The 25,688-nt window shown below is 36.2% G+C and carries 23 protein-coding genes and 5 pseudogenes; 24 read left to right on the forward strand and 4 right to left on the reverse strand.

The annotated features are described in order from the left end of the window. Position 1: 1 nt before the first annotated feature. The gene (locus BLP58_RS00450) at positions 2-1,423 is read left to right on the forward strand and encodes a C69 family dipeptidase (RefSeq protein ID WP_013853904.1); all 1,422 of its coding nucleotides are present in this window, start codon (positions 2-4) and stop codon (positions 1,421-1,423) included. A gap of 88 nt (positions 1,424-1,511) precedes the next feature. After that, entirely contained in the window at positions 1,512-1,913 is a 402-nt protein-coding gene (locus tag BLP58_RS00455) for a winged helix DNA-binding protein (RefSeq protein ID WP_034536233.1), read from the forward strand. Positions 1,914-1,955: 42 nt separating this feature from the next. Here BLP58_RS00455 and BLP58_RS00460 read toward each other — a convergent pair whose 3' ends face one another. Then, a complete protein-coding gene (locus BLP58_RS00460; RefSeq protein WP_013853906.1) occupies positions 1,956-3,383 on the reverse strand; it encodes an APC family permease in 1,428 nt (475 codons plus the stop codon). Positions 3,384-3,589: 206 nt separating this feature from the next. On the opposite strand from BLP58_RS00460, the pseudogene BLP58_RS00465 reads away from it, so the two are divergent. From BLP58_RS00465 to BLP58_RS00505, 9 genes and pseudogenes are all read left to right on the forward strand, one after another. Then, positions 3,590-4,457, forward strand: a pseudogene (locus BLP58_RS00465) (GRP family sugar transporter). Between the two features lie 77 nt (positions 4,458-4,534). Further along, positions 4,535-4,876 (forward strand): YlxM family DNA-binding protein, encoded by a 342-nt coding sequence (ylxM, locus tag BLP58_RS00470; protein ID WP_013853907.1) that lies wholly within the window; start codon positions 4,535-4,537, stop codon positions 4,874-4,876. 3 nt (positions 4,877-4,879) lie between these two features. Beyond that, positions 4,880-6,310: a signal recognition particle protein gene (gene ffh, locus BLP58_RS00475; RefSeq protein WP_013853908.1), complete on the forward strand. Its 1,431-nt coding sequence runs from the start codon at positions 4,880-4,882 to the stop codon at positions 6,308-6,310. Between the two features lie 89 nt (positions 6,311-6,399). After that, positions 6,400-6,672: a 30S ribosomal protein S16 gene (rpsP, locus tag BLP58_RS00480; protein WP_003627549.1), complete on the forward strand. Its 273-nt coding sequence runs from the start codon at positions 6,400-6,402 to the stop codon at positions 6,670-6,672. A 68-nt stretch (positions 6,673-6,740) separates the two neighbouring features. Further along, entirely contained in the window at positions 6,741-7,256 is a 516-nt protein-coding gene (gene rimM / locus BLP58_RS00485) for a ribosome maturation factor RimM (protein ID WP_025084114.1), read from the forward strand. Further along, complete coding sequence (gene trmD, locus BLP58_RS00490) at positions 7,246-7,965, forward strand: tRNA (guanosine(37)-N1)-methyltransferase TrmD (RefSeq protein ID WP_013853910.1); 720 nt, start codon at positions 7,246-7,248, stop codon at positions 7,963-7,965. Before rimM ends, trmD begins: the two co-directional genes overlap by 11 nt. A 114-nt stretch (positions 7,966-8,079) precedes the next feature. Then, positions 8,080-8,427, forward strand: coding sequence for a 50S ribosomal protein L19 (gene rplS / locus BLP58_RS00495; protein ID WP_013853911.1), 348 nt, complete (start codon positions 8,080-8,082; stop codon positions 8,425-8,427). A gap of 259 nt (positions 8,428-8,686) precedes the next feature. Further along, positions 8,687-9,346, forward strand: a pseudogene (locus BLP58_RS00500) (uracil-DNA glycosylase). Continuing rightward, positions 9,339-10,145 carry an SGNH/GDSL hydrolase family protein gene (locus tag BLP58_RS00505; RefSeq protein ID WP_013853913.1) on the forward strand — a complete coding sequence of 269 codons (807 nt, stop codon included), beginning with the start codon at positions 9,339-9,341 and terminating at the stop codon, positions 10,143-10,145. Before BLP58_RS00500 ends, BLP58_RS00505 begins: the two are co-directional and overlap by 8 nt. A 10-nt stretch (positions 10,146-10,155) precedes the next feature. Here the strand turns inward: BLP58_RS00505 and lexA are convergent, their stop codons facing one another. Beyond that, on the reverse strand, positions 10,156-10,782 hold the full coding sequence (lexA, locus tag BLP58_RS00510) for a transcriptional repressor LexA (RefSeq protein ID WP_013853914.1): 627 nt from the start codon (positions 10,780-10,782) through the stop codon (positions 10,156-10,158). 165 nt (positions 10,783-10,947) lie between these two features. Here lexA and BLP58_RS00515 point away from each other — a divergent pair, with 165 nt between their 5' ends. The 5 genes and pseudogenes from BLP58_RS00515 (at position 10,948) to BLP58_RS00540 (ending at position 16,927) form a co-directional block, all read left to right on the forward strand. Next, positions 10,948-11,196 (forward strand): DUF896 domain-containing protein, encoded by a 249-nt coding sequence (locus BLP58_RS00515; RefSeq protein ID WP_025084061.1) that lies wholly within the window; start codon positions 10,948-10,950, stop codon positions 11,194-11,196. 66 nt (positions 11,197-11,262) lie between these two features. Then, a complete protein-coding gene (locus tag BLP58_RS00520; RefSeq protein ID WP_013853916.1) occupies positions 11,263-11,481 on the forward strand; it encodes a YneF family protein in 219 nt (72 codons plus the stop codon). Positions 11,482-11,563: 82 nt separating this feature from the next. Then, positions 11,564-13,042, forward strand: a pseudogene (locus BLP58_RS00525) (ABC transporter ATP-binding protein). Then, positions 13,035-14,828 (forward strand): annotated as a pseudogene (locus tag BLP58_RS00535) (ABC transporter ATP-binding protein). The pseudogenes BLP58_RS00525 and BLP58_RS00535 overlap by 8 nt, the downstream one beginning before the upstream one ends. A 14-nt stretch (positions 14,829-14,842) precedes the next feature. After that, positions 14,843-16,927, forward strand: coding sequence for a M13 family metallopeptidase (locus BLP58_RS00540; RefSeq protein WP_013853917.1), 2,085 nt, complete (start codon positions 14,843-14,845; stop codon positions 16,925-16,927). On the opposite strand, the pseudogene BLP58_RS00545 reads toward BLP58_RS00540, so the two are convergent. After that, positions 16,829-17,581: pseudogene (locus BLP58_RS00545) on the reverse strand (class I SAM-dependent methyltransferase); the annotation flags it as partial. The gene BLP58_RS00540 and the pseudogene BLP58_RS00545 overlap by 99 nt on opposite strands. 124 nt (positions 17,582-17,705) lie before the next feature. Further along, on the reverse strand, positions 17,706-18,320 hold the full coding sequence (locus tag BLP58_RS00550) for a lysophospholipid acyltransferase family protein (protein WP_013853918.1): 615 nt from the start codon (positions 18,318-18,320) through the stop codon (positions 17,706-17,708). Positions 18,321-18,382: 62 nt separating this feature from the next. Here BLP58_RS00550 and BLP58_RS00555 point away from each other — a divergent pair, with 62 nt between their 5' ends. The 8 genes from BLP58_RS00555 (at position 18,383) to rseP (ending at position 25,655) form a co-directional block, all read left to right on the forward strand. After that, positions 18,383-19,414, forward strand: coding sequence for a GIY-YIG nuclease family protein (locus BLP58_RS00555; protein WP_013853919.1), 1,032 nt, complete (start codon positions 18,383-18,385; stop codon positions 19,412-19,414). Positions 19,415-19,575: 161 nt separating this feature from the next. Further along, positions 19,576-20,349, forward strand: coding sequence for a 30S ribosomal protein S2 (gene rpsB / locus BLP58_RS00560; RefSeq protein ID WP_013853920.1), 774 nt, complete (start codon positions 19,576-19,578; stop codon positions 20,347-20,349). Positions 20,350-20,378: 29 nt separating this feature from the next. Then, positions 20,379-21,404 (forward strand): translation elongation factor Ts, encoded by a 1,026-nt coding sequence (gene tsf, locus BLP58_RS00565; RefSeq protein WP_095341971.1) that lies wholly within the window; start codon positions 20,379-20,381, stop codon positions 21,402-21,404. A 145-nt stretch (positions 21,405-21,549) separates the two neighbouring features. Further along, positions 21,550-22,275: a UMP kinase gene (pyrH, locus tag BLP58_RS00570; RefSeq protein WP_013853922.1), complete on the forward strand. Its 726-nt coding sequence runs from the start codon at positions 21,550-21,552 to the stop codon at positions 22,273-22,275. After that, positions 22,275-22,832: a ribosome recycling factor gene (gene frr / locus BLP58_RS00575; protein WP_013853923.1), complete on the forward strand. Its 558-nt coding sequence runs from the start codon at positions 22,275-22,277 to the stop codon at positions 22,830-22,832. The genes pyrH and frr overlap by 1 nt, the downstream gene beginning before the upstream one ends. 2 nt (positions 22,833-22,834) lie before the next feature. After that, positions 22,835-23,569, forward strand: coding sequence for an undecaprenyl pyrophosphate synthase (uppS, locus tag BLP58_RS00580; RefSeq protein ID WP_013853924.1), 735 nt, complete (start codon positions 22,835-22,837; stop codon positions 23,567-23,569). 1 nt (position 23,570) lies between these two features. Further along, entirely contained in the window at positions 23,571-24,386 is an 816-nt protein-coding gene (locus tag BLP58_RS00585) for a phosphatidate cytidylyltransferase (RefSeq protein WP_013853925.1), read from the forward strand. Between the two features lie 12 nt (positions 24,387-24,398). Beyond that, positions 24,399-25,655: an RIP metalloprotease RseP gene (gene rseP / locus BLP58_RS00590; RefSeq protein WP_013853926.1), complete on the forward strand. Its 1,257-nt coding sequence runs from the start codon at positions 24,399-24,401 to the stop codon at positions 25,653-25,655. Positions 25,656-25,688: the final 33 nt, after the last annotated feature.

Here is a 25,688-nt window from a genome sequence, read left to right on the forward strand (position 1 = left end):
TATGAAAGAATATAGTGCTTGTACTACCATTTTAGTTGGTAAAAAAGCTTCAATTGACGGCACGACTATGATCGCTCGTAACGATGATACTTTCCGTCCAATTACCCCACAAAAATTTATTATCGAACCTGCGCGTCATGGTGAAAAGAAACACATTAAGTCATGGCTCAATAAGTTTGAAATGGATTTACCGGAAGATGCACAACGTGTTCCTGCTGTACCAAATGTTGATTATAAACACCGTGGTTACTATGACGAAAGTGGTATTAACCAAGAAAACGTATGTATGTCATGTACCGAATCAACTTACGGTAACGAAAGAACTTTAGCTTTTGACCCACTTGTTAAGGATGGTCTTGATGAAGATTGTATGCAAACTTCAGTATTGCCATACATTCATTCTGCACGTGATGGTGTGCAATACTTAGGTAAATTGATTGCTAAGTACGGTTCACCAGCTGGTAACTCAGTTCTCTTCAGTGATAAAGACGAAATCTGGTACATGGAAATTGTTACTGGTCACCACTGGGTTGCTGAACGTATCCCAGATGACTGCTATGCTGCAACTGGTAATCGTGTAGCCATTGAACAAGTTGATTTTGACAATCCTGATTACTTCATGTGGAGTGAAGGCATTCAAGATTTCGTTGAAAAGCACCACTTGAACCCTGATCATGAAGGTTGGAACTTCCGTCATATTTTCGGTACCTATACTGAACAAGATCATCACTATAACACTAACCGTCAATGGTATATTCAAAAGTTGTTCAACCCTGAGATTGAACAAGATCCACAAGACGGCGACATTCCATTTATCCGTAAGGCTGCTAAGAAGATTACCAAGGAAGATATTCAATTTGCTTTAGGTTCTCACTACCAAGACACGCCATACGATCCATTTGGCAAGGGTACTGATGAAGAAAAGCACCGCTACCGTCCAATTGGCTTAAACCGCACTCAAAATGCTCACGTTTTGCAAATTAGAAGCGATGTTCCTGCAGATCGTGCTGCTATTATGTGGTTATGTATTGGTGGCCCAACATTTACTCCATTTGTTCCATTCTTTGCTAATATGAGTGATACTGATCCTTCATACAACAATACTTCAATGGATTACAATATGAATGATGCATGGTGGTACTATAAGTCATTTGCTGCTATTGTTGAAAGCCATTACCCACAATTCGTTCAACTTGACACTACTTACTTAACTGAACTTAACCGTTACTTCAGAGGTCGGGTTGAAGAAATTATTGCTGGTAGTGAAGGCAAGTCAGGCGATGAATTGACTGCATATTTGACCAAGGAGAACCAAAAGACAGTTGCCCATACTCGTAAGGAAACTGAAAAGCTTTGGGGTCAAATGATGATTGATTCAATTAATATGTCTAAATTGACTTTCAATATGGATGAAAATCTTTAATTTACGTTTTAAGAAACAGTTCACTTGTTGAGCTGTTTTTTTCTTGCGCTAGTATAATTAAATTGGTAGATGGAAAGGATGATAAATGATGACAGAGAACACGATTGGTTCATTTTTTACTAAAATGAGCAATGAAGTTGAAAAACAAATGGATGAAGACCTTAAAAATTTTGGTATTACCGCTAATGAATTAGAAGTCTTAATCGAGTTAAGATATCATAAACATGGTAAAAAACTAGAAAAATTAGCTAAAGCAATACATGTGAATGATGAGAAATTAAAGACATTAACAACTCCACTTGCTACTAAGAAATTAATTACCATTTCTAATGATACAGCTATGGATACAGATGAAGGAAAAGAGCTTTGCAAGAAGGTAGCACAGCATCGGCGGGATACTGATCAAACCATTACGGCAATGCTAAGCAAAGATGAAACTTTAGGCTTAGTAAATGTTCTGAAAAAAATGTTAAAAGAAGAGGAAAGTTAGGGTATGAAAAAAGCGGCTTTGGCCGCTTTTTTGTTTGAAATATTATTTTTTCTTGTTTAACACAGAATGATGAATGCCATAAGTAAAGTAGATGATTAATCCTAAAATAAACCAAATACCGGCGTAGAGTTTAGCTTGATAATCTAATCCTAAAAAGACAATCAATGCAGCTAAGAAGCCTAATGCAGGCAGTACCGGATAAAATGGCATTTTGAAAGATGGATCATCAATATCTTTGCCTTCACGCGGACGTAATTTATAAATTCCTAGTGAAACAAACATGAAGGCGATCAAAGTACCTGCAGAAACTAGTTGTGACAACATTGAGAATGGGAAAAATGCTCCCAACAAGATACCAACTACTGTTAAAGTCCATAATGCGTTATTAGGGCAACGTTCAGAATTTAATTTACCTAGCCACTTAGGCAACATTCCGTCTCGACCAAATGAATAAATTAATCTTGATCCAGCCATACTCATGCCGATTAAAGCTGTAAACATTCCTAAAACTGCAATAGTTTGAACAATAACTGCGACAATTGGATGTCCTGCGTAACGTAGAGCTAAACCAACTGGTTCTGCGGAATTTGCATATTTTTGATATGGCATCATGCCAACTAGAACTAAACTAACACCGACAAAAAGGGCAACGGCGATTACCAGTGAGCCTAAAATGCCGCGGGGCATCGTCTTTTGTGGATTAATAGCTTCGGCTGAATTAGCCGCAATTGAGTCAAATCCAATGTAGGATAAGAAAATCATTGATACGCCGGCATAAATTCCTTGCCAACCACCAAATGATCCATTAGCAGTTGGTCGATATTTTGGAATAAATGGCATAAAGTTGGCTGCTTTTAATGCAGTTAAACCAACAACAATGAAAAGTAAGATTGCTAGCACTTTGAGCACTACCAAAGCATTTTCAACACGTGCGGCTCTTGATACGCCGTGGCCGATTAATAAAGCTACTAATAAAATGGAAAGCAGTGAGATTGCATCGATAATTCCACCATTTGTACCAAATGCATTAGATAATGAAGCTGGTAGCTTTAGACCAATCGGTGCGATCAAGGCTCGGAAATTAGCAGAAAGTCCGGAACCGACAAAGGCCAAGGCAATAAAGTATTCAGCTAAGAGTGCCCAGCCAGCGACCCAACCCCAAAATTCGCCAAAAACAACATTAATCCAAGAATAGGCAGAACCTGCAAATGGCATTGCGGCAGCCATTTCTGCATAAGCAAAAGCAACTAATCCCGCGGCTATCGCTGCTAAGATAAATGAAATTGCGACGGCTGGACCAGTATGTAGTGCCGCAACTTCACCCGGTAGAGTAAAAATTGAAGCTGAAACAATCGTTCCAACACCTAAAGCTAGAAAGTCCTTAACTTTTAATGAGCGAACCAAGTGTCCATCTTTGTTTTCATAAACGCGCGGATCTTCTTTTTTGTTCATTCTTTGCCAGAGATTCACAATACAACTCCCCTTTACGTTTTAATTATGTATCTAATTATAATTAAAAATACGTTAAAAAAGCAACCATAAAATATTTAATATTTTAACTTTATAGGAATTATAGGAACTGAAAACACTTACTTTTTGTTACAAGTCGCAACTTGCGTTATAACAATTATTAGGGTTTTAAAAGTAATAATTATTTATGAATTGGAAAGAATTTTATGGCTTTATTAATCGCTTTAATTAACATAGTAGGTTGGGTTTTGATCCCATTAACAGTAAAGGGCTCTCCTGCTCATCAAATTGCAGGGATGGGATTGGGTGCATTCATTACTGCATTCATTACTGCATTTATTATTTATCTCTGTACTAGACCAGCCTTTGATGCTGCAACTTGGGGAGTAGCTTTCATTGCAGGGATGCTTTGGACAAATGGGACAATTCATCTCTTATACGCGCATAGGTGTTAGTGGGACTATTCCTTTATCAGCTGGTTTTCAGTTAGTAGGTAATTCATTGATTGGGGTTCTGATCTTTGGTGAATGGTCAACTGTTCAAGCTAAGATTATCGGTTTTATTGCTTTAGTTTTAGTAGTTGTAGGAATCGTTCTAAGTTCTAAGAGTGATGACCAAGAATCTAGTAATGCTAATGCTAAAAATATTGCATTTTTGCTTGTCACTACAATTGGTTTTTGGATTTACTCAAGTTTTCCTAAGCTAATTGCCAAAAATATTAATCCTAACGTTAATGGCCTAGATTATATCTTGCCAGAAATGTTTGGTGTTTTAGTTGGTACGGTTGTATACATCATTGGTTCACATTCAACCTTTGTATATAGAGGTAAGCTGTTGTGGCAAAATAGTATTGCTGGATTAGAATTCGGTATTGGTACCTTATTTTATTTGTTTTCGGTAAAGCAAAATGGGGTTACCAATGCATTTATTTACAGTCAGTTGTGCTCTGTCATTTCTGCCTTTGGTGGAATTTGGTTCTTGCATGAATCAAAATCTAAACGTGAGATGACTTATATTATCATTGGTTTGATTTTTATTGTGGGCGGTAGCATCTTGACAGGTTTTGCCAAATAAAAATTAATGAAAGAAAAGGACCTTGATTATTTTGATCAGAGTCCCTTTTTGATATACTAAAGGCTGGTGAAACATATATGGATGAATTAACGAAAAACGAAGAACTAGGCGATTTATATGCCTACTATGGTTCATTACTAACTCAGGGACAGCAATCCTATTTTGAAGATTATTATTATAATGATTTGTCTTTGGGTGAAATAGCGCTTAATCATCAGGTCTCTAGACAAGCTGTCTATGATAATTTGAAGCGATCAAGTAAGATCCTGCAAAATTATGAAGAAAAATTACATATGAAACGTGATAATAATCATGTTGAGGATGTTTTAGCTGATGCTCTCTTATCACTAGACAATGATGATAGCCAAGCTGCAAAACAAGAAATAACGAATTTATTAAATCAATTGAGGGGAGAGTAACCCATGGCTTTTGAAAATTTAAGTGAAAGAATTCAAAAAGCATTAAAAAATTTAACAGGCAAGGGTAAAGTTTCTGAAGAAGATATTAATAAGGCTAGTCGTGAAATTAGGTTAGCTTTATTAGAAGCCGATGTTAACTTTAGGGTCGTTAAAGATTTTATCAAAACGATTAAAAAAGAGGCATTAGGCGAGGAAGTACAAGAAAGCTTGAATCCTGGACAGCAGGTAATTAAGATTGTCAATGAACAATTGACAAAGATGATGGGTGAAGAAGCTGTTCCACTTAATAAGTCTAAGCATATTCCGACGATCATTATGATGGTTGGTTTGCAAGGTACAGGTAAAACTACTACGGTTGGTAAATTAGCTTATCATTTGCAGAAGACAGAAAAGGCTCGTCCTCTGTTAATTGCTGGAGATATTTACCGTCCAGCTGCCGTTGACCAGTTAAAGCAAATTGGCGATAAGCTAAAGGTACCGGTCTATAGCGAAGATGGTGAAAAAGATGTCGCTAAGATTGTTCAAGATGGATTAGCTGAGGCAGATAAAAATAAAAATGATTATGTTTTAATCGATACTGCTGGTCGTTTGGAAATTGATGAACCTTTAATGGAAGAATTGGAACGAGTAAAGCAAGTTGCTGAGCCGGATAATATTCTTTTAGTTGTTGATGCCATGACTGGTCAAGCTGCAACTGATGTAGCCAAAGGCTTTGATGAACGGCTAGATGTTACTGGTGTGATTTTGACCAAACTTGATGGTGATACTCGTGGTGGTGCTGCGCTTTCAATTCGTGCTGTTACTGGCAAACCAATTTTATTTACTGGTCAAGGTGAAAAATTAAGCGACTTGGATGTTTTCCATCCTGATCGAATGGCTTCAAGAATTTTGGGTATGGGGGATATGCTTTCCCTGATCGAAAAGGCACAACAAGATTATGATGCCAAAGAAGCTCAAAAAGTAGCTGAAAAGATGCGTGAGAGTACTTTTGATTTTAATGATTTTGTAGATCAATTAAAGCAAGTACAAAAAATGGGTCCATTAGATCAGATTATGAAAATGATCCCGGGGATGGCTAACAATCCGCAACTTAAGAATTTGAGTATTGATCAAAAGCAAATTGATCATACTGAAGCTATTGTCTATTCAATGACCGAAGAAGAACGTGAAAATCCCGATATTTTAAATCCAAGTCGGCGCAGAAGAATTGCTGCTGGATCAGGTCGTCCTGTTGTTGAAGTTAATAGGATGATCAAGCAGTTTAAGCAAATGCGTGATATGATGAGTAAAGTCACTAAAGGCAATATGAAGGGTTTAAGCAAGTTGCCTGGGATGGATTCGCCAATGGCTAAGATGGCTATGCGACGCATGAATAAAAACTTTAAGAAGAATAAAAAGAAGCGTTTACGTAAAATTAAGCGATTCCACTCATAATTTTTGTAGCTGTTAAGGGAAAACACTTTACACCCACAAAATTTGGTGGTATATTATTAATCGTTAAGTTTTTAGGAGGAAATTAATTTATGTCAGTTAAAATTCGTATGCACCGTGCTGGTGCCAAGAGAAAGCCATTCTACAGAATCGTTGTTGCAGACTCACGTATGCCACGTGATGGTCGTTTCATCGAACAAGTTGGTTACTACAACCCAGTTTCACAACCAAAGGAATTGAAGCTTGACGAAGACAAGATCTTCGATTGGTTACAAAAGGGTGCACAACCTTCAGACACTGTTAGATCACTTCTTTCAGGTGCTGGCTTAATGACTAAGTTGCACGATGCAAAATACAACAAGTAATCTTGTTATGATTTAAGGCTTGATGCTATGTGCTTCAAGCTTTTTTTCTTACTTAAAAGGAGTTACCGATGGAATATTTTGACGTAGCGAAGATCTTAACTACCCATGGTTTAACTGGAGAAGTTAAGGTAAATGTGATTACTGATTTCCCAGAAGAACGCTTTGCGGAAGGGATGCATTTAGCCTTAAAGGAAAATACTGATCGAATCTTAACTATTAAGAAGAGTCGGTCATTCAAGCAATTTTGGTTGCTGCAATTTAATGAAGTAACGGATATTGATGCAGCTGAGAAGCTACGTGGCAAGGTCTTAGTAGTTAGTGAAACTGATCGCGGAGAACTACCTAATAATGTTTACTATTATAAAGATATCTTAGGATGCGACGTGATCGATAATGAATCTGAGAAGATTTTAGGTAAGATTACTGATATCCAATCACCAGGGGCTAATGATATTTGGTTAGTTCATGAAAAAAATGGTAAGGAATATTGGATTCCGAATATAGCTGATGTAATTAAAAGTGTAGATGTACCCGATAAAAAGATCTACGTTGATTTGATGGAGGGCCTACGCGATGAAGATTAATGTTTTAACGCTTTTTCCTGATATGTTTACGCCTTTGCAGGTATCAATGCTAGGTCGCGGGCTAGAAGATAAGAAGTGGCAACTTAACTTAATTAATTTCCGTGATTTTACTAATGATGTTCATCATCACGTTGATGATACTCCGTATGGTGGCGGAGCAGGGATGGTTTTACAAATAATGCCGATTAAGAAAGCATTAGATTCTTTATCATCGACTGGCAAGATTATTATTACTGCCCCACAAGGTAAGACTTTTAATGAAAAAATAGCGCAAGATTGGGCCAAAGAAGATGAATTAACATTTATTTGCGGTCATTATGAGGGCTTTGATCAGCGGGTATATAATTTAGCTGATGAAACAGTATCAATTGGTGATTATGTTTTAACTGGTGGCGAATTACCAACAATGAGCATGATTGATGCAACTGTACGTTTAATTCCAGGTATCTTAGGCAATGCTGCTAGTCCAGTAGAAGAAAGCTTCTCACATGGATTGCTTGAATATCCGCAGTACACACGTCCTGCAGATTTTGAGGGGCAGAAAGTACCAGAAGTTCTGACTAGTGGCAACCATCAAAAGATTGCCGAATGGCGACATAAAGAAGCTTTAAAAGCAACTTATCTTCATCGACCTGATTTATTGGAAAAGCGTGATTTAAGTAGCGAAGAAAAGAAAATGTTGACAGAAATTAGGTTAGAGCTTGATTAAGTATTGTTTATTTGTTAAACTAGTTAGCGTGGCTAAAGTCACAACTAATCAAAGTTATGGGTGTTCCGCTGACGTTAGTACGTTGATGAATGCCGTAGAAGGAGAAAATACATTATGGATCCATTAATTCAAGAATTAACTAAAGAACAAATTCGTGACGATATCCCTACTTTCCGTGCAGGTGATACTGTAACTGTTCACGTACGTGTTGTAGAAGGTACACATGAACGTGTTCAGTTATTCGAAGGTGTTGTAATTAAGAAGAGGGGCACTGGCATCGGTGCTACTTACACTGTTCGTAAGATTGCTTCAGGTGTTGGTGTTGAAAGAACCTTCCCAGTTAACGATCCACGTGTTGCTAAGGTTGAAGTTAAGCGTCATGGTCGTGTACGTCGCGCTAAGCTTTACTATTTACGTGAACGTCATGGTAAGTCAGCAAGAATTGCTGAAGCACGTCGTTAATTATCAAAGGAGTCAGTTCGATGTGAACTGGCTCTTTTTTATTGATTAAGTTTGTGAAAATATTTATTGTGTAACTTATGTGAAACGCTAAAATAACTTCACAAGATATCAATAAATATTTATATATAAGTATTTATAGCTTGTGAAGTTATGATTATAAAAATTAATAATAAGTGTGGAATTACGTCTAAAACAGACACTTATCCACAGTTATACTTGGGTAATTACTATATAATATAAATAAGGGTAGGTGATAATAATGGATTATCCGGAAAAATTAATTGCGGAGGTTATGCGACGCTCAAGAGGAATGAAATTAGAAGGCCTTAACTCAGGCAGCGGTCCACAGCATCCCTTGTTAATGATTGTAGGAGAAGCCCCAGGAAGAAATGAAATAGTCAATAATATTCCTTTTAGTGGGAGTGCGGGAAAGGAACTGGATAAATCTCTTCGGCAAGTCGGTTTAACTAGAAAGGATGTCTATATCACTAGTGCAGTTAGAAGTAGACCATTTGCGATCAAAAAAGTTTTTAGTAAACGAGAAAATAAAGAGGTTATTAAACGGCCTAATCGTAAACCGACGAAAAAGGAAATCTTAGCACATGCTCCATTTTTAGATTATGAAATTGATTATGCGCAGCCCAAAATAATAGTTACTTTAGGAAATACTGGCCTTGAGAGGCTTTTAGGCCCAGGACATAGAATTTCAGCAGAGCATGGTAAAGTAATTGAAAATACGCCAATTTTAAAACTGGATGAAACAAAAAATGGTTATATTTAGTCTGATAAAAAATATACAATTATTCCAGAATATCATCCCGCTGCAATTTTCTATAATCGTAAATTGACAGAGGATATAATTAAGGATTGGGAGATAATTAAACCTTATATAGCTAAAGAAAGGAAAAATAATGAGTAATGAAACTTTTTTAATTCCGATTAGACAAAATAATGATCTCTCAGATATTGCTCTAAATGAACTTCGAATGGATTTAGATGAACATCCATTGTATCAACGTATTTATGCAGATCTGGCATATTTATCTGGTAATAATCGAAAATATAGTTTAAATAAAGTGGAGACAATAAATAGCCCTCTACGAAATAAAAAAATTTTGTTTTTAGGCTCTTCTGTAACGTTTGGCTTTGGCGCTTTAGGCGAATCTTTCGTAGATTATCTCTGGAAGAAAGATGGAATAGCTGCAATTAAAGATGCTGAAAATGGTACTACTTTGGTTGATCAAGCGACTTATAATGCAGGTGATTCTTATGTTGCACGCTTTAATAAAGAATTAAAGGAGACTAATCCTGATTTATTTGTTTTGCAATTATCTACTAATGATGCTAGACAAGGTAAAAAACTAGGTAAAATTAGTCAAAATGATGTTTTTGATACTCAGACTATTATTGGGGCTATGGAATATATTATTAGTACTGCTAAATCAAAATGGCATTGTCCAATTTTAATTTATACTAATCCATATTTTGAAAGTGAATTATATGAAAAAATGGTAAATAGTGGACATCAATTAGCACAAAAATGGAATATTGAAATTTTAGATTTGTATAATAATCCCAAGCTAAAAAAACAAGCTTCACTTTACATGGCTGATGAAATTCATCCAACTCGTGCCGGATATTTAAAGCAATGGTTACCTTTATTCGAAGATAAAATAATACAAATTTTGGTAGAAAAAAGCCTAAATCTTAAGACTTAGGCATTAAACATTAATCAATATTGTTACGGTAAAGGCTAACTACTTTACCAAGAATTTTAACTTCTGAAAGAATAATAGGAGACATTGAATCGTTTTCTGGTTGCAAACGGTAATGTCCATTTTCTTTAAAGAAACGCTTAATAGTTGCTTCATTTTCTTCAGTCATTGCAACAACTATTTCACCATTATTAGCAGTTGATTGTTTCTTAACAATAACACTATCACCGTTTAAAATACCAGCATTAATCATGCTATTGCCATGTATTTTAAGCATGAAAAGTTCACCAGCATCATTCTTAAGATCCGGTGGTAGTGGGAAATAATCCTCAATATCTTCTACTGCTAAAATTGGTTGACCTGCTGCTACAACACCCACGATGGGAATAGTTGTGGGCTTAATGCCTAATTCTTTCTTGCCCTCAGCAGTAATTTCTAGAGCCCGAGGCTTAGTAGCATCTTTGATCAATAGGCCTTTGCGTTCAAGACGCGATAAGTGTCCGTGAACAGTTGAAGTTGAAGATAATCCTACTGCTGCACAGATTTCACGCACCGTCGGTGGAAATCCGCGATGATCTACAGTATCATAAATGTATTGTAAGATTTCTAATTGCTTAGTCTCACTAGTTTTTTTAGGCATAATAGTCTTTCTCCGTTTACTTAAATTTTTATTATTTTATTTATAACATATATTCTACCAGAATTGAAAGGAAATATCAAACAGGCGTTCTAAAAAATATATCTTTTTTTATTACTAAAAATACGGTAGACTAAAGATTGTTAATGTGAGGTGGATATTATGACAATGAGCAAAGAAGAAGAAAAAAGGGTTACTGATCGAATTAATGAACTTTATAATAAGAAAGAAAATGAAGGATTAACCCCTGCAGAAGAAAAAGAAAGAAAAGAATTACATCAAAAATTCTTGGCTAACTTTAGAGCTGCTTTCAAGCAAGATGTTGAAGATATGGTTATTCTGGATAAAAATGGTAAGGAAATCACTTCCGAAAGAGCCAAGCGCGCTCAAAGAAGAAAAGGACTTAGAAAAGACTAATTAACCCTTTAAAAAAGTTAAAAAATTATGTAAGATAATATTGTTAGTTAATGGAGGATATACAATATGAATTTAGGTTTAGCAATTTTTTTGATTATTATTGCGCTCTTGATTGGTGCCGTAGCTGGTTTTTATGGTGCAAGAGCATATATGAAGAAATATTTTAAAGAAAATCCTCCTATCAGTGAAGATATGATCGTTGCTATGATGTCTCAAATGGGACAAAAACCCTCTAACAAGAAGGTTCACCAAGTAATGAATATGATGAAACACCAGCAAAGATAATTCAATTAATTATTTTTTATTGAAAAGGCGAGGAAAATTTTCTTCGTCTTTTTTTGTACACTTTTGTAAATGAAGTGAATATATGAAAATATTTAGAAAATTAGGCTGGTTCTTTAAACAAGAGAAAAAACGATACATTGTTGGCATCACTTTTTTAGCCCTGACTTCATTAGCCAATCTTGTGCCGCCGCGAGTTTTAGGGCTAATGGCAGATCAGCTTGATAAAGGCCATATTTCTTGGGGCGAATATGGAATGTTAATACTAGCCGTATTAGCAGCAGCTTTTACGCTTTATGTTTTACGTTATTTTTGGCGTAAGCAGATTTGGGGGGAGCTGCTGAATTGGAACGGCAAATGCGTTCTAAATTATTTAACCATTTTATGATAATGGATCGAACTTTTTATCAGCGCCATCGAACGGGCGATTTGATGGCACATGCGACGAATGATGTATCAGCTATTCAAAATGTTGCCGGCGATGGGGTTTTGACTTTAGTTGACTCTCTAATTATGGGTCTTTCAACGATGATCGCGATGATTATTTTTGTTGATTGGCGCTTAACCGTAATAGTTTTATTGCCATTGCCGTTTCTGGCATTAGGTGCATGGAAGTTTTGGACAATTAGTATCTTTTATTGCCTATATTTCTAATATGGTTTGGCCAATGTTTGCAATCGGGTATCTTTTCAACATTTTGGAACGAGGCAGTGCAAGTTATGATCGAGTAGAAGAATTATTAGATGAAAAGCCTCTTATTACAGATGCTCATGCCGATCAGACCATTACTTCTAAAGATTTACAAGGCGATTTGCATTATGATATTAAATCTTTTGCATATCTTGATGAAAAAGATATTCCAGTTTTAAAAAATATTGAATTTACTTTGAAGCAAGGCCAAACTTTAGGTTTAGTTGGGCGTGTTGGTGCCGGTAAAACAACAATTATTCAACTATTGCTGAGAGAATTTGATCAGTATCAGGGGCAGATAACTTTGAATGGCAAAGACATTCGCAATATTCCACTAAAAGTTTTATTGGGGCAGATTGCTTATGTACCACAGAATAATTTTTTGTTTTCAACCAGTATCGGCAAGAATATTGCGTTTTCTTCTGAAAAAGCAAATAAAAGTGATGTGGCGAGTGCAGCCGAAAAGAGTGATTTGCATGATGATGTTCTTCAAATGCCGAAGGGCTATGAAACTTTAGTTGGTGAAAATGGTATTTCCCTTTCTGGTGGTCAGAGACAAAGAATGTCAATTGCTCGAGCTTTGTTAAAAGATAGTCAGATTTTAATCTTGGATGATGCTTTGTCCGCTGTAGATGCTAAAACGGAAACAGAAATTTTGTCTGCATTAAGAAAAGAAAGACAAGATAAGACGACATTGATTGCAGTTCACCGTCTGACGTCAGTGATGGATGCCGATCTGATTTTAGCATTAAAAGACGGGCAAATCGTAGAGCGTGGCAACCATCAACAGCTATTAGCAGAAGATGGCTGGTATGCAGAAATGTGGTGCAGACAGGAATTACAAGCAAAGGTAGGTGAAGACATCAATGAATAATGAAGAAAATCAGGAATCAGTTTGGGCAAAAGCTATTCCCTTTAAAGAACAAGTTGCAATTTTTAAACGATTGATGAAGTTCGTTAAAAAATTTAAATTTGAAATGATTATTGCCTTAGTGGGAGCCTTTATAGTCAGCATTATTAATATTCTTTTGCCTAGAGGGTTGCAGTATTTTTTAGATGTCTTTTTATTGCATCAGAGTGCGACTGTGCAGGTGATTTTGTTTGCTGGCTTTTTATATGCTTTAGGTTCAATTCTTAAGGCAGTTATTTAATTTATTTATCAATACTTTTTTGCATTAGGTTCAGAAAAAACACTTGAAAGTCTTAGACGGGCTTTATATCGTAAATTGCATACGTTAGGAATGCGCTATTTCGATAAAACGCCTGCCGGCTCAATAGTATCTAGAGTCACTAATGATACGATGACCTTAAGCAATTTCTTGACAGTTCTATCAACTATTGTTATTGGTGCGTTTTCGGTGGTGACAGCACTTGTTGCCATGTTTACTACAAATGTGATCGCTGGTTGGCTGATTTTAGCCTTTATACCTATCTTGCTTTTGGTAATTTGGCTATATTCACAAAAGAGTTCGCGTTTATATCGTAATTATCGTGAACACTTAAGCCGAATTAATGCTAATTTAAACGAATCAATTGAAGGCGTCTCAATTATTCAGCAATTTAATCAAGAACATCGAATGACTAAAAATTTTGAAGGAGAAAACGGCGGTTTAATGAATACACGTTTTAATATGATTCGAATTAATTCATTGCTTCTGTCGCCTTTAACCAGTTTGCTTTACTCATTGGCTTTAGCAGTGTCATTAATGTACTTTGGCTTTCCACTGCGAGAAACTTTTGTGCCTGCTGGCGTAGTTTATGCATTTTCACAATATATTTCTCAACTGTTTAACCCGATTTCAACAATGATGGATCAAATGACCTTCTTCCAAGACGGGATTGTTGCAGGTAAAAGAATCTTTAGAATCTTAGATGATACGCAATATGAACCTGCGCAAAATGAGCAGCAGGACTTGACTATTACTCAGGGCAAGATTGAATTTAAGCATGTTAGTTTTTCTTATGATGGTAAAAATGAAATTTTGCACGATATTTCATTTACGGTCAATCCAGGAGAAACTTTAGGAATTGTGGGGCATACTGGCTCAGGTAAGAGTTCGATTATTAATGTTATGATGCGTTTTTATGAATTCAGCCAAGGGCAAATTTTAATCGATGGCGTGGATATAAAAAAATATCCTAAAAAGGAATTGCGTCAAAAATTAGGCTTGGTTTTACAAGAGCCATTTATGTTTTATGGTGATATTTCATCTAATATTCGTTTATACAATAAAAAGATTACTGATCAGCAAATTAAAAAAGCCGCAAAGGCAGTACAAGCTGATCAGTTTATTGAGCAGATGCCAGGAAAATATCATGCTAAAGTAATTGAAGGTGGAGAAGAACTAAGTTAAGGTCAAAGACAACTGATTTCATTTGCTAGAACTTTGGTAACTAATCCAAAGGTCTTGGTGTTAGATGAAGCAACAGCCAATGTAGACACCGAAACTGAGACTTTGATTCAACAAGGACTTAAGCGTCTGCGTAAAGGTAGAACCACTTTAGCAATTGCACATAGATTATCAACGATTGCCGATGCAGATCAGATTATTGTTTTGGATAAAGGGCGTATAATTGAACGAGGCAATCATGAAGAGTTGTTAAAGAAGAAGGGCTATTATTACAATCTGTATACTTTACAGAATAATGAAAATAAATAATTGAAGGTGAAAAAATGAGAAGATATTTTGCAGTTCGTGGTGGTGCTGGTGATGTTGCTGAACCTGACGTTAATACTAAACCACAAGATAACCTATATTTAGCAGTTAATTCAGAGTGGCTTTCTAAGGCTGAAATTCCAGCTGATCGTACTTCAACTGGAGTGAATTCCGAACTAGATATTCGCATTGAAGATAGAATGATGAAAGACTTTGCCAATATTGCTGCAGGCAAGGAAGAAATACCTAAGGTGAGAGATTTTGATAAAGCAATTGCTTTGTACAAGATTGCAAAAGCTTTTGTCAAGAGGGATGCCGACGGTGCTCGCCCAATTCAAAATGATTTGCAAAAGATTTTAGATTTAAATAATTTTACTGATTTTAAGCAAAATGCAGCTAAATTATTTATAGGACCATACGCATTGCCAGTTGTTTATGATGTTGATGCCGATATGAAGAACACTGACGTAAACGTGCTTTATTTTGGTGGACCAGGAACATTTTTGCCAGATACAACCACTTATCAAACTTCAGATGCAAAAAAACTATTAGATATTTTGCAAAAGCAAAGTATTAATTTGCTGATGATGGCTGGTCTGGGTAAGACTGAAGCAAAAACATATGTCGAAAGCGCTTTAGCTTTTGATCAAAAGCTATCCAAAGTAGTTAAATCTACTGAAGAATGGTCAGATTACGCTGCTATCTATAACCCGGTTTCATATGCTGATTTTATTGCAAAATTCAAGTCATTTGATATGGCCGATTTCCTAGATCAGATTTTACCAGTTAAACCAGATCGCGTGATTGTGATGGAGCCGCGTTTTCTTAAGCATGCTGAAGAATTGATCAATGAACAAAACTTTGACGAGATCAAGGGCTGGATGTTAGTTAAATATATTAACAATGTAGCTAAATATTTATCCCAGGAATTTCGTGAAGCAGCGTTTCCGTTTGATCAAGCTATTTCAGGTACGCTAAAAATGCCTTCACAGATCAAGCAAGCTTACCGTTTAGCTAATGGTGCTTTTGATGAAGTCGTAGGTATCTACTATGGTCAAAAGTATTTTGGTGCTGAGGCAAAGCATGATGTGGAAGACATGATTCATAAAATGCTAAAGGTCTACGAAGAGCGAATCAAAAGTAATGATTGGCTTTCTGAAGATACTAAGAAAAAGGCGATTGTTAAATTAAATGCTTTAGTATTAAAGATCGGCTATCCAGAAAAGATTGAAGAAATCTATGATTTACTGCAAGTTGATCCTGCAAAAAGTTTATACGAAAATGAAGCGGCTATGGCAACAGTTAGAACTAGATATGAAATGAATAAATTAACTAAGCCAGTTGATCGCTCAGTATGGCTGATGCCAGGGAATTTAAACAATGCGTGCTATGATCCGCAAAGAAATGATTTAACTTTCCCAGCTGGAATTTTGCAAAAACCATTTTACGATATTCATCAATCTCGCGGTGCAAACTATGGCGGTATTGGTGCAACCATTGGTCATGAAGTTTCACACGCTTTTGATAATAGTGGTGCTAAATTTGATGAACATGGAAATATGAATAATTGGTGGACCAAAGAAGACTTTGCTGAATTTAACAAGCGTGTCGGTCAAATGGTCGATATCTTTGACGGCTTGCAATATGGCCCGGCTAAAGTTAATGGTAAGCAAGTGGTTGGTGAGAATATTGCTGACCTAGCTGGTCTTGCTTGTGCTGTACAAGCAGGCAAGAATGATGGTGTAGATTTGAAAGACTTGTTTGAAAATTATGCCAGAAGCTGGATGCAAAAGCAGCGTCCAGAAGCAATTAAAACGGAAGTACAAGTTGATGTTCATGCACCACAGCCTACAAGAGTAAATATTCCTGTGCAATGTCAAGATGCCTTTTATGAGGCTTTTGATGTTAAGCCGGAAGACGGCATGTGGCTTGATCCAAGCGTTATTAGCTCCACCTTGTTGACGGGTGATGCCATGAATCAAAGCTACACCATCATTCTTGAGGTATTTAGCAACATCATTGAAATATTCACCCAAGTTCTCAGAACCAACATGTTCAAACATACCAACGGAAGTTACGTAATCCCATTGTTGATCACCTAATTCACGGTAATCTTCAAGTTTAACTTCAGCTACATCTTGCAAATTTTCATCGTAAATCTTCTTTTGAACGAGTTTGTACTGTTCTTCACTTAAAGTTACGCCGGTAACTTTTAAACCATATTCCTTAGCAGCAGTAAGCATTAAAGTACCCCAGCCACAACCGATATCAAGCAAAGTTCTGCCCTTTTGAGGATTTAGTTTATTTAAAATATGGTGAACTTTAGCAATCTGTGCTTTTTCAAGGTCATCTTTATTATCATCGGTGAAGTAGGCACATGAGTAAGTCAAAGTAGGATCAAGCCACATTTCGTAGAAGTCGTTACCAATATCGTAATGTCTTTGTACGTCTTCTTCGCTTTGCTTTTCCGTATGTTTTAATTTAGGTAAAAATTTACGGAATTTTAAAGAGCGTATAAAACTGTCTGCACTCTCATAAGCACCATCGATTACTTTTTGAATGCTGCCATGAATTTCTATCTTTTTATACATGTAGCCTTCGCCTAAAGCTAGAGAAGCATTTTTAATGATCTCGCTCATAGGGATCTTTTCATTGAATACGATCTCAGCTTCAGGAGTGCCATTACCATAAACTTCGCTTTTGCCGTCCCAGTAAGTTACTTTAACGGGAAAAGGGAAGGACTTGCTAAGCATCATTTTGTAAAATGTTTTTTCTAACAATTATCTTTCCTCCAATAATTATCAAACCTAATTATTTATTTTAACACTAATCAAATATAAGCATAAAAAATACTTAGTCCGTTTTGAACTAAGTACATTATTATTTTGCAATGTAATGGAAATTAGGATCTAATTCTTGGTCTAAATTATTCCAAGCATCTTCAAGTTGCTGATAGATAATTGCTTCATTTTCATGAGTTAGTTTAGTTTTACGGTCTATTGAGATTGGATTGCCGTAATTAACTTTTAATGGCTGCCGTTTTAATAATCCTTTAAATGACAATGGACCTTGATAGACTACGGGAACCATTGGCTTTTGTGACATCTTGGCAATTACCAAGGCTCCACCTTTTAATTTAGCTGAATGCCTTGTCCCAGATGGAAAAATAATCAGGGAAAGCTTACCTTTTTTAAGTCCCTTAACTGGAACTTTTAGAACTGAAGGACCAGGATTTTTGCGGTCTACTGGAAAAGCGTGAGCATGATTTAAAATAAAACGCAAAACTGGATTTTTGAATAATTCTATTTTGGCCATAAACATGAATTCCATTGGACTAGCGCCTAATGCAAAAAGTAAAGGCTCCCACCAAGTTCTATGTGGTGCAACTAGAATATAGTTGCCTTTTGGCAAGCGATCTTTATGATGAATATGTAGATGTCCATTTAATACCCATACGATAAAGCGCACGATAGGGCAAATAATTTTATAAAACATAAATTCCTCCAATTGTTGTAAGCTATTATAAAAATATAAACACAAGAAAGGCAACTGTTTTTATGGTAGAACTTAAAGATAATGAACGAATTGATTATATGTATAGCGATAACTTGCGGATAATTCAAGAAAAAACTGCTTTTAGCTTTTCAATGGATACGCTTTTTCTGGCTTATTGGGCTAAAGATGCGATTCATGATCGGGATAAAGTAGCAGATCTTTGTGCTGGGAATTGTGCGGCCACTATTTATATGGCATATTTTAATCGAGCACATTATGACGCAATTGAAATTCAGAAAGAAATATTTTCTCAAGCTCAACGTTCAATTGAGTTGAATAAAATGGAAAACCGAATTTCAGTTTATCAGGAAAATGTTTTGAATGCTCCTAAATTTCTGCGCAAAGATAGTTATGATGTAGTGACAGTCAATCCGCCATATTTTAAAGCACCTAAAGGTCATGAGATTAATCCTGACCGTAAGAAAGCAATTGCCCGTCATGAATTGTTGATTAATTTGGAACAAATCATTGAAGTAGCTAGTGGATTGCTCAAGATGAAAGGGAAAATGTTTATGGTCCATCGTCCTGAGCGCTTAGGTGAAATTTGTTATTATTGTATGAAGCATGATTTGAGTGTGAAGTTTGTTCAACCGTTTGTTGCACATCGCGGAAAAGATGCAAATTTAATCATAGTTGAGGCTGTTAAGCATACGGGAACAGATGGAACAGAAATTAGGGATGCAATTGAAGTTCATGATCAAGATGGCAATTTTAAGCCTTTTATTCAGAAAATTGTACGAGAAACTGACGAAGATAAGCAAAAAAGAGAAGCACAGGGCAAGTATTATTTTTATGTTTTATTATGTAACGATGGTAGTTTTTATGGCGGATTTACTAATGATTTGGCGCATCGTTTGAAAATGCATAATGCAGGTAAAGGAGCAAAGTATACTAAGACGCGTAGACCGGTACGAATGATTTATCATGAGCAATTTGATGATAAGCGCTTAGCATTAAAGAGGGAATATTGGTTTAAACATCATAATCGTGAATGGAAGGAAAAGTTTTTAAAAGAACGTAATATTAAGTTTTAGTCTTGAAAGTTAAAAAAAATTTTTGTAAAATAGATAAGTATGTTTTAAGACATGCAAGAATTTAAAACACATCAAGAGCGATCACCATTGTGGTGCCCTAGGTAGTGGTTAAATGGTGAAAAGAACGCTTGAGAGGATTAAAACCATAGGAGGAATATAATATGGCAGACATTGTTACAATGAAGCAATTGCTTGAAGCTGGTGTGCACTTCGGTCACCAAACTAGAAGATGGAACCCAAAGATGGCTCCTTACATTTTTACTCAAAGAAATGGTATCTACATCATTGATTTACAAAAGACTATCAAGATGTTAGATGGCGCTTACAACTTTATGAAGGCTGTTGCACAAGACGGCGGCGTTTTCTTGTTTGTAGGTACTAAGAAGCAAGCTCAAGACTCAATTGCTGAAGAAGCAACTCGTGCAGGTCAATACTACGTTAACCAACGTTGGTTAGGTGGTACTTTGACTAATTGGACTACTATTCAAAGCCGTGTTAAGAGATTAAAGCAATTAAATGAAATGTCAAAGGATGGTACTTTTGACGTATTACCAAAGAAGGAAGTTGCTCTTTTAACTAAGGAAATGGACAAACTTGAAAGATTCTTAGGTGGTATCGAAGATATGCCAAGAATCCCAGATGTATTGTTTGTAGTAGATCCTAAGAAGGAAAAGATTGCTGTTCACGAAGCTAACATTTTGGGTATCCCAGTTGTAGCTATGGTTGATACCAACACTGATCCAGAACCAATTGACGTAGTTATCCCTTCAAACGATGATGCTATTCGTGCTATCCGTTTGATCGCTGGTGCTATGGCAGATGCTATCGTTGAAGGCAAGCAAGGTCAAGACGATGAGTCTGTTGAAGTTGACTTTAAAGAAAATGCTGATGGCTCAGAAGAAGCTGTTAGTGCTGAAGAAAACCCAGAAGACTAGTTTTTACTGTTAGTTCTGTAGGAGGACTTATAATGGCAATTACTGCAAAGCAAGTTAAAGAATTACGTGAACGTACTGGTGCTGGCGTTATGGACGCCAAGAAGGCATTAGTAGAAGTTGACGGTGATATGGACAAGGCCATTGAATATCTTCACGACAAAGGTATGGCTAAAGCTGCTAAGAAGGCTGACCGTGTTGCAGCTGAAGGTTTAACTGGCGTTTGTGTTGCTGGCAACGTGGCTGCTTTGACTGAAATTAACTCAGAAACTGATTTCGTTTCTCAAAACGAAAAGTTCGTTAACTTAGTAAAGGATGTTACTAAGACCATTGCTGAAGGTAAGCCAGCTAATGCTGAAGAAGCAAATGAATTAAAGATGGCTGATGGCAAGACCCTAGCTCAATCTTTTGTAGACGCAACCGCAACAATTGGTGAAAAGATTGTTTTACGTCGTTTTGCTTTAGAAGAAAAGACTGATGATCAAGAATTTGGTACTTACCAACACAATGGTGGTCAAATTGGTGTAATCACTGTCTTAGAAGGTGCAGATGCCGCAATGGCTAAGCACTTGGCAATGCATATTGCTGCTATGAAGCCAAAGGTTATTTCACCAGATGAATTAGACGATGACTTCATTACTGAGCAATTGGCATTGATGAACCACAAAATTGATCAAGATAACGAAAGTCGTGCATTAGTACACAAGAAGCCATTGCCACACCTTGTTTATGGCTCAGAAAAGCAATTAACTGATGATGTTTTAGCTAAAGCTAAGGAAGACATCAAGGCTGAACTTAAAGAAGAAGGCAAGCCAGAAAAGATTTGGGACAGAATTATTCCTGGTAAGATGCAACGTTTCATCGATGATAATACTCAAGTTGATAAGCAATTTGCTGTTTTATCACAAGATTACATCATGGATGATAGTAAAACTGTTGGCGAATTTTTAAAAGACAATGGTGCTAAGTTAGTTGCCTTTAAGCGTTTTGAAGTTGGCGAAGGTATCGAAAAGAAACAAGAAGACTTTGCTGCTGAAGTTCGCGAACAAATGAAGTAGTTATTACTACCCTAAATAGAAAGGAGGAGTACGTTTATGTACCCCTCCTTTTTTTAGAAAAAATCTTTTGCCTTTGTTGACTTAAAAGACATTAACTAGTTATATATGGTAGAATAATTAAAGCTATTAGAGGAGGTCATTTCATATGAGTCAAGTAAAATATAAGCGTATTATTTTAAAAGTATCAGGTGAAGCTTTAGCAGGTGATAAAGGAACTGGGATTAATCCAACAGTCATCGGACACTTAGCTAAAGGAATTAAGTCTGTTCATGATTTAGGTGTTGAAATCGGTGTTGTCTGTGGCGGCGGTAATATGTGGCGTGGTGAAACTGGCGCTAAGCTAGGAATGGAACGTGCACAAGCTGACTATATGGGGATGCTTGCTACTATTATGAATGGATTAGCTTTGCAAGATGGTCTTGAAAAAGTTGGTGTTCCAACTAGAATGCAAACCTCGATCGAAATGAGACAAATTGCTGAGCCTTATATTAGAAGGAGAGCTTTACGTCATCTTGAAAAAGGACGCGTAGTTATCTTTGGTGGTGGTACAGGTAATCCTTACTTCTCAACTGATACTACTGCAGCACTTCGTGCGGCCGAAATTGGTGCAGATGTAATTCTAATGGCTAAAAACGGTGTTGATGGTGTTTATTCAGCTGATCCTAAAACTGATCCTTCAGCTACCAAGTTCTCAGAGTTAACTCAACTTGATTTGATTTCTAAGAATTTGAAAGTAATGGACAGAACTGCAAGTTCACTTTCGATGGACACAGAAATTCCGTTAATTGTATTTAACGTTAATACCCCAGGTAACATTAAGAAAGTTGTTTTGGGTGAAAATATTGGTACTGTGATTAGAGGTAATAAATAATGAATAACGAAATTATTAAGAAAACACAAGAAAATATGGATAAATCCATTAAGGTTTATCAAAAGAAATTAGCATCAATTCGTGCGGGAGTTGCCAATGCAGCTTTGCTTGACAATGTTCAGGTTCAATACTATGGCGCACCAACTCCTTTAACTCAAATGTCAAGTATTACTATTCCTGAACCTCGTGTATTACTAATTACACCCTATGATCAAAATAGTTTAGATGACATTGAACATGCATTATTGGCTTCTAATCTTGGCTTAACCCCAGCTAATGATGGGAAAGTAATTAGATTAGTTATTCCACAACTTACTGGTGAGAGAAGAGAAGAAATCGCTAAGGAAGTTGGAAAATACGCTGAAGAAGCTAAAATTGCCGTTAGAAATGTTCGTCGTGAAGCTATGGATTCTTTGAAAAAAGATGAAAAAAATGGCGATATTACTGAAGATGAACAACGCAACTTGGGAAAGCAAGTTCAAAAAGTAACTGATGACTCAACTAAGAAAATTGACCAACTTGCTGATGAAAAACGCAAGGAAATTACTCAAGGATAAATATGAGTAAAAAAGACAATGAATTAAATCATCTAGCTATTATTATGGATGGCAATGGTCGCTGGGCTAAAAAAAGGCATAAGCCTCGATTTGTAGGCCACCGAGAGGGCATGGATAATGTTGAACGAATTACTTTAGCTGCTGATAAGTTAGGTATTAAAATTTTAACTTTATATGCTTTTTCTACTGAAAATTGGGCAAGACCTAAAGAAGAAGTTGCTTATTTAATGAATCTTCCAGTGCGCTTTTTTGATAAGTATATGCCCACTTTGATGAAGAACAATGTCAAAGTAAATATTATGGGGTATCTGGACGAGCTACCAGAGAAAACCTATCAAATTGTTCAACGTGCTATGTCAGAAACTGCTCATAATACTGGCCTGATCTTAAATTTTGCCTTTAATTATGGCTCGCGTAGAGAAATTGTTTCAGCGATGCAGGAATTGGGTGGAATGATTGAAGCAGGTATGCTCAAGAGTGAAGATATCACTGAAGGAATGATTTCTGACCATTTAATGACGGGTAAATTCGGGGAATACCAAGATCCTGATTTATTAATTAGAACTTCTGGTGAGCAGCGTATTTCCAATTTTTTACTCTGGCAATTGGCTTATTCAGAGCTAGCTTTCAGTGATAAAAATTGGCCTGATTTCAATGAAGATGATTTGAAGAAATTTGTAGATGATTATAAGCACCGTAATCGGCGCTTTGGTAAGGTAGACGAATCGGATAGTTAATATGAAACAACGTGTAATTACGGCAGTTATTGCCTTAATCTTATTTATTCCAATTGTGCTGGCAGGCGGACTCTGGATGGATTGGTTGACTGTATTATTTGCTGCAGTTGGCATTAGTGAAATCTTCTTAATGAAGAAACAGATTTTAGTATCCTTTGATTTTTTGCTAGCTTTGCTTGCTACTTTGACTTGGACAGTCCCAGATTCATTTTTTAAAGTATTCCCTTCAAGCATTACTAAGTTTGGAGTATTCTTTGGAATTATTATGCTTTTCTTAACATGGACTGTTCTTTCCAAAAATAAAACAACATTTGATGACGTAGGTGTATATATTTTAGCTTCGCTTTATATAGGAATAGGATTCCATTATATGGCAGCTATTAGATCATTTCCGTATAATGGTTTAGCATTATTAGGTTATGTTTTTGTAGTAGTTTGGTCTACTGATATTGGTGCCTATATGATTGGTCGTAAGATCGGTAAACATAAATTATGGCCTGTTATTAGTCCAAACAAAACCTGGGAGGGAGCAATTGGTGCAGTAATCTGTGCTTTGATTTGTAGTGCAATCTATATGGCAATTATGGGCAATTTAGGGATTAACTTTAATACTTCTGAATTGACTATGATTGTCTTGGCCTTTTTCCTTTCCATTGTAGGGCAGATGGGTGACTTAGTAGAATCTGCATATAAACGTTTCTATGGCGTCAAAGATTCTGGTAAAATTTTACCAGGGCATGGTGGTATCTTAGATCGTTTTGATAGTATGCTATTTGTTTTGCCCGTAGTCGCCGCAATTTTAGGTATTGTACATTAGGAGAATTTTTATTTGAAAGGTATACTAATCTTTATAGTCGTTTTCGGAATACTGGTTTTTGTTCACGAATTTGGACATTTTATTGTAGCCAAAAAATCAGGTATTCTTGTACGAGAATTCTCAATTGGAATGGGACCAAAGCTTTTTCAAATTAGAAGAAATCCAACAACCTATACCATTCGTTGGCTACCATTAGGCGGTTATGTTCGTTTAGCCAGTTCTGATGATGAAAGTAAGCTTGATCCTGGTATGACCGTAGTGTTGCAGTTAAATGACCGAAATCAGGTTATTAGGATAGATGCTTCTGAATCAGAGATCCCAATTGAAGGAATTCCTGTTCAAGTTACTAAAGCAGATTTAGTGGATGAATTAATTATTGAAGGCTATGAAAATGGTGATGAAAATAATCGGGTAACCTATCGGGTCGATCATGATGCTACAATTATTGAAAAAAATGGTACTGAATTAGTAATTGCCCCACGTGATACTCAATTTAATCAGGCGAATGTTTGGCAGAAATTGGCTACCAATTTTGCTGGACCATTTATGAATATAGTACTTGGTTTTGTGGTTTTTTTGATCTGGACTTTCACAGTTCCAGGACCAGCGACTACTACGATAGGTTCAATAATAGCTCATTCACCTGCGCAGGATGCTAAAATTGAAGCTGGTGATCGAATTGTAGCAATTAATGGTCAAAAGATTGTTAGTTTTGAACAAGTATCGCAAAAGATTAATCAAAGTAAAGGTAAACCTTTGACCTTTAAACTAGTTAAAGATGGTTCGACTAGAACTGCTACAGTGGTGCCAAAGGTACGCCGTATTCAAAAACAAAAGGTTTATCAAATTGGGATTGAAGCCCAAAGTAATGAAAATGCTTTTGTAAAGTTAAAACGAGGCTGGGACACAGCGGTTTCTACGACCGGTTTGATCTTTCGGGCCGTAGGTAATTTGTTTAGTCACTTTAGTTTGAATAAATTATCTGGACCGGTGGGTATCTATTCGCAAACCTCACAAGTATCACAAATGGGCTTTACGTATGTTCTAGCCTTTTTAGCGATGATTTCTATTAATTTAGGAATTGTCAACTTAATCCCGATTCCAGGCTTAGATGGTGGTAAACTTTTATTGAACTTAATTGAATTATTCCGTGGTAAGCCAATTGCTGAAGAGCATGAAGCTATCGTTGATTTAATTGGATTTGGTTTATTATTAATATTAATTATTGCAGTTACAGGTAATGATATTTATCGTTACTTCATAAAATAATATAGTTAGTTTTATTTTTACTTTAGGAGAAAT

It is taken from the genome of Lactobacillus kefiranofaciens, from assembly GCF_900103655.1.
In the GTDB taxonomy this organism is placed as follows: domain Bacteria; phylum Bacillota; class Bacilli; order Lactobacillales; family Lactobacillaceae; genus Lactobacillus; species Lactobacillus kefiranofaciens.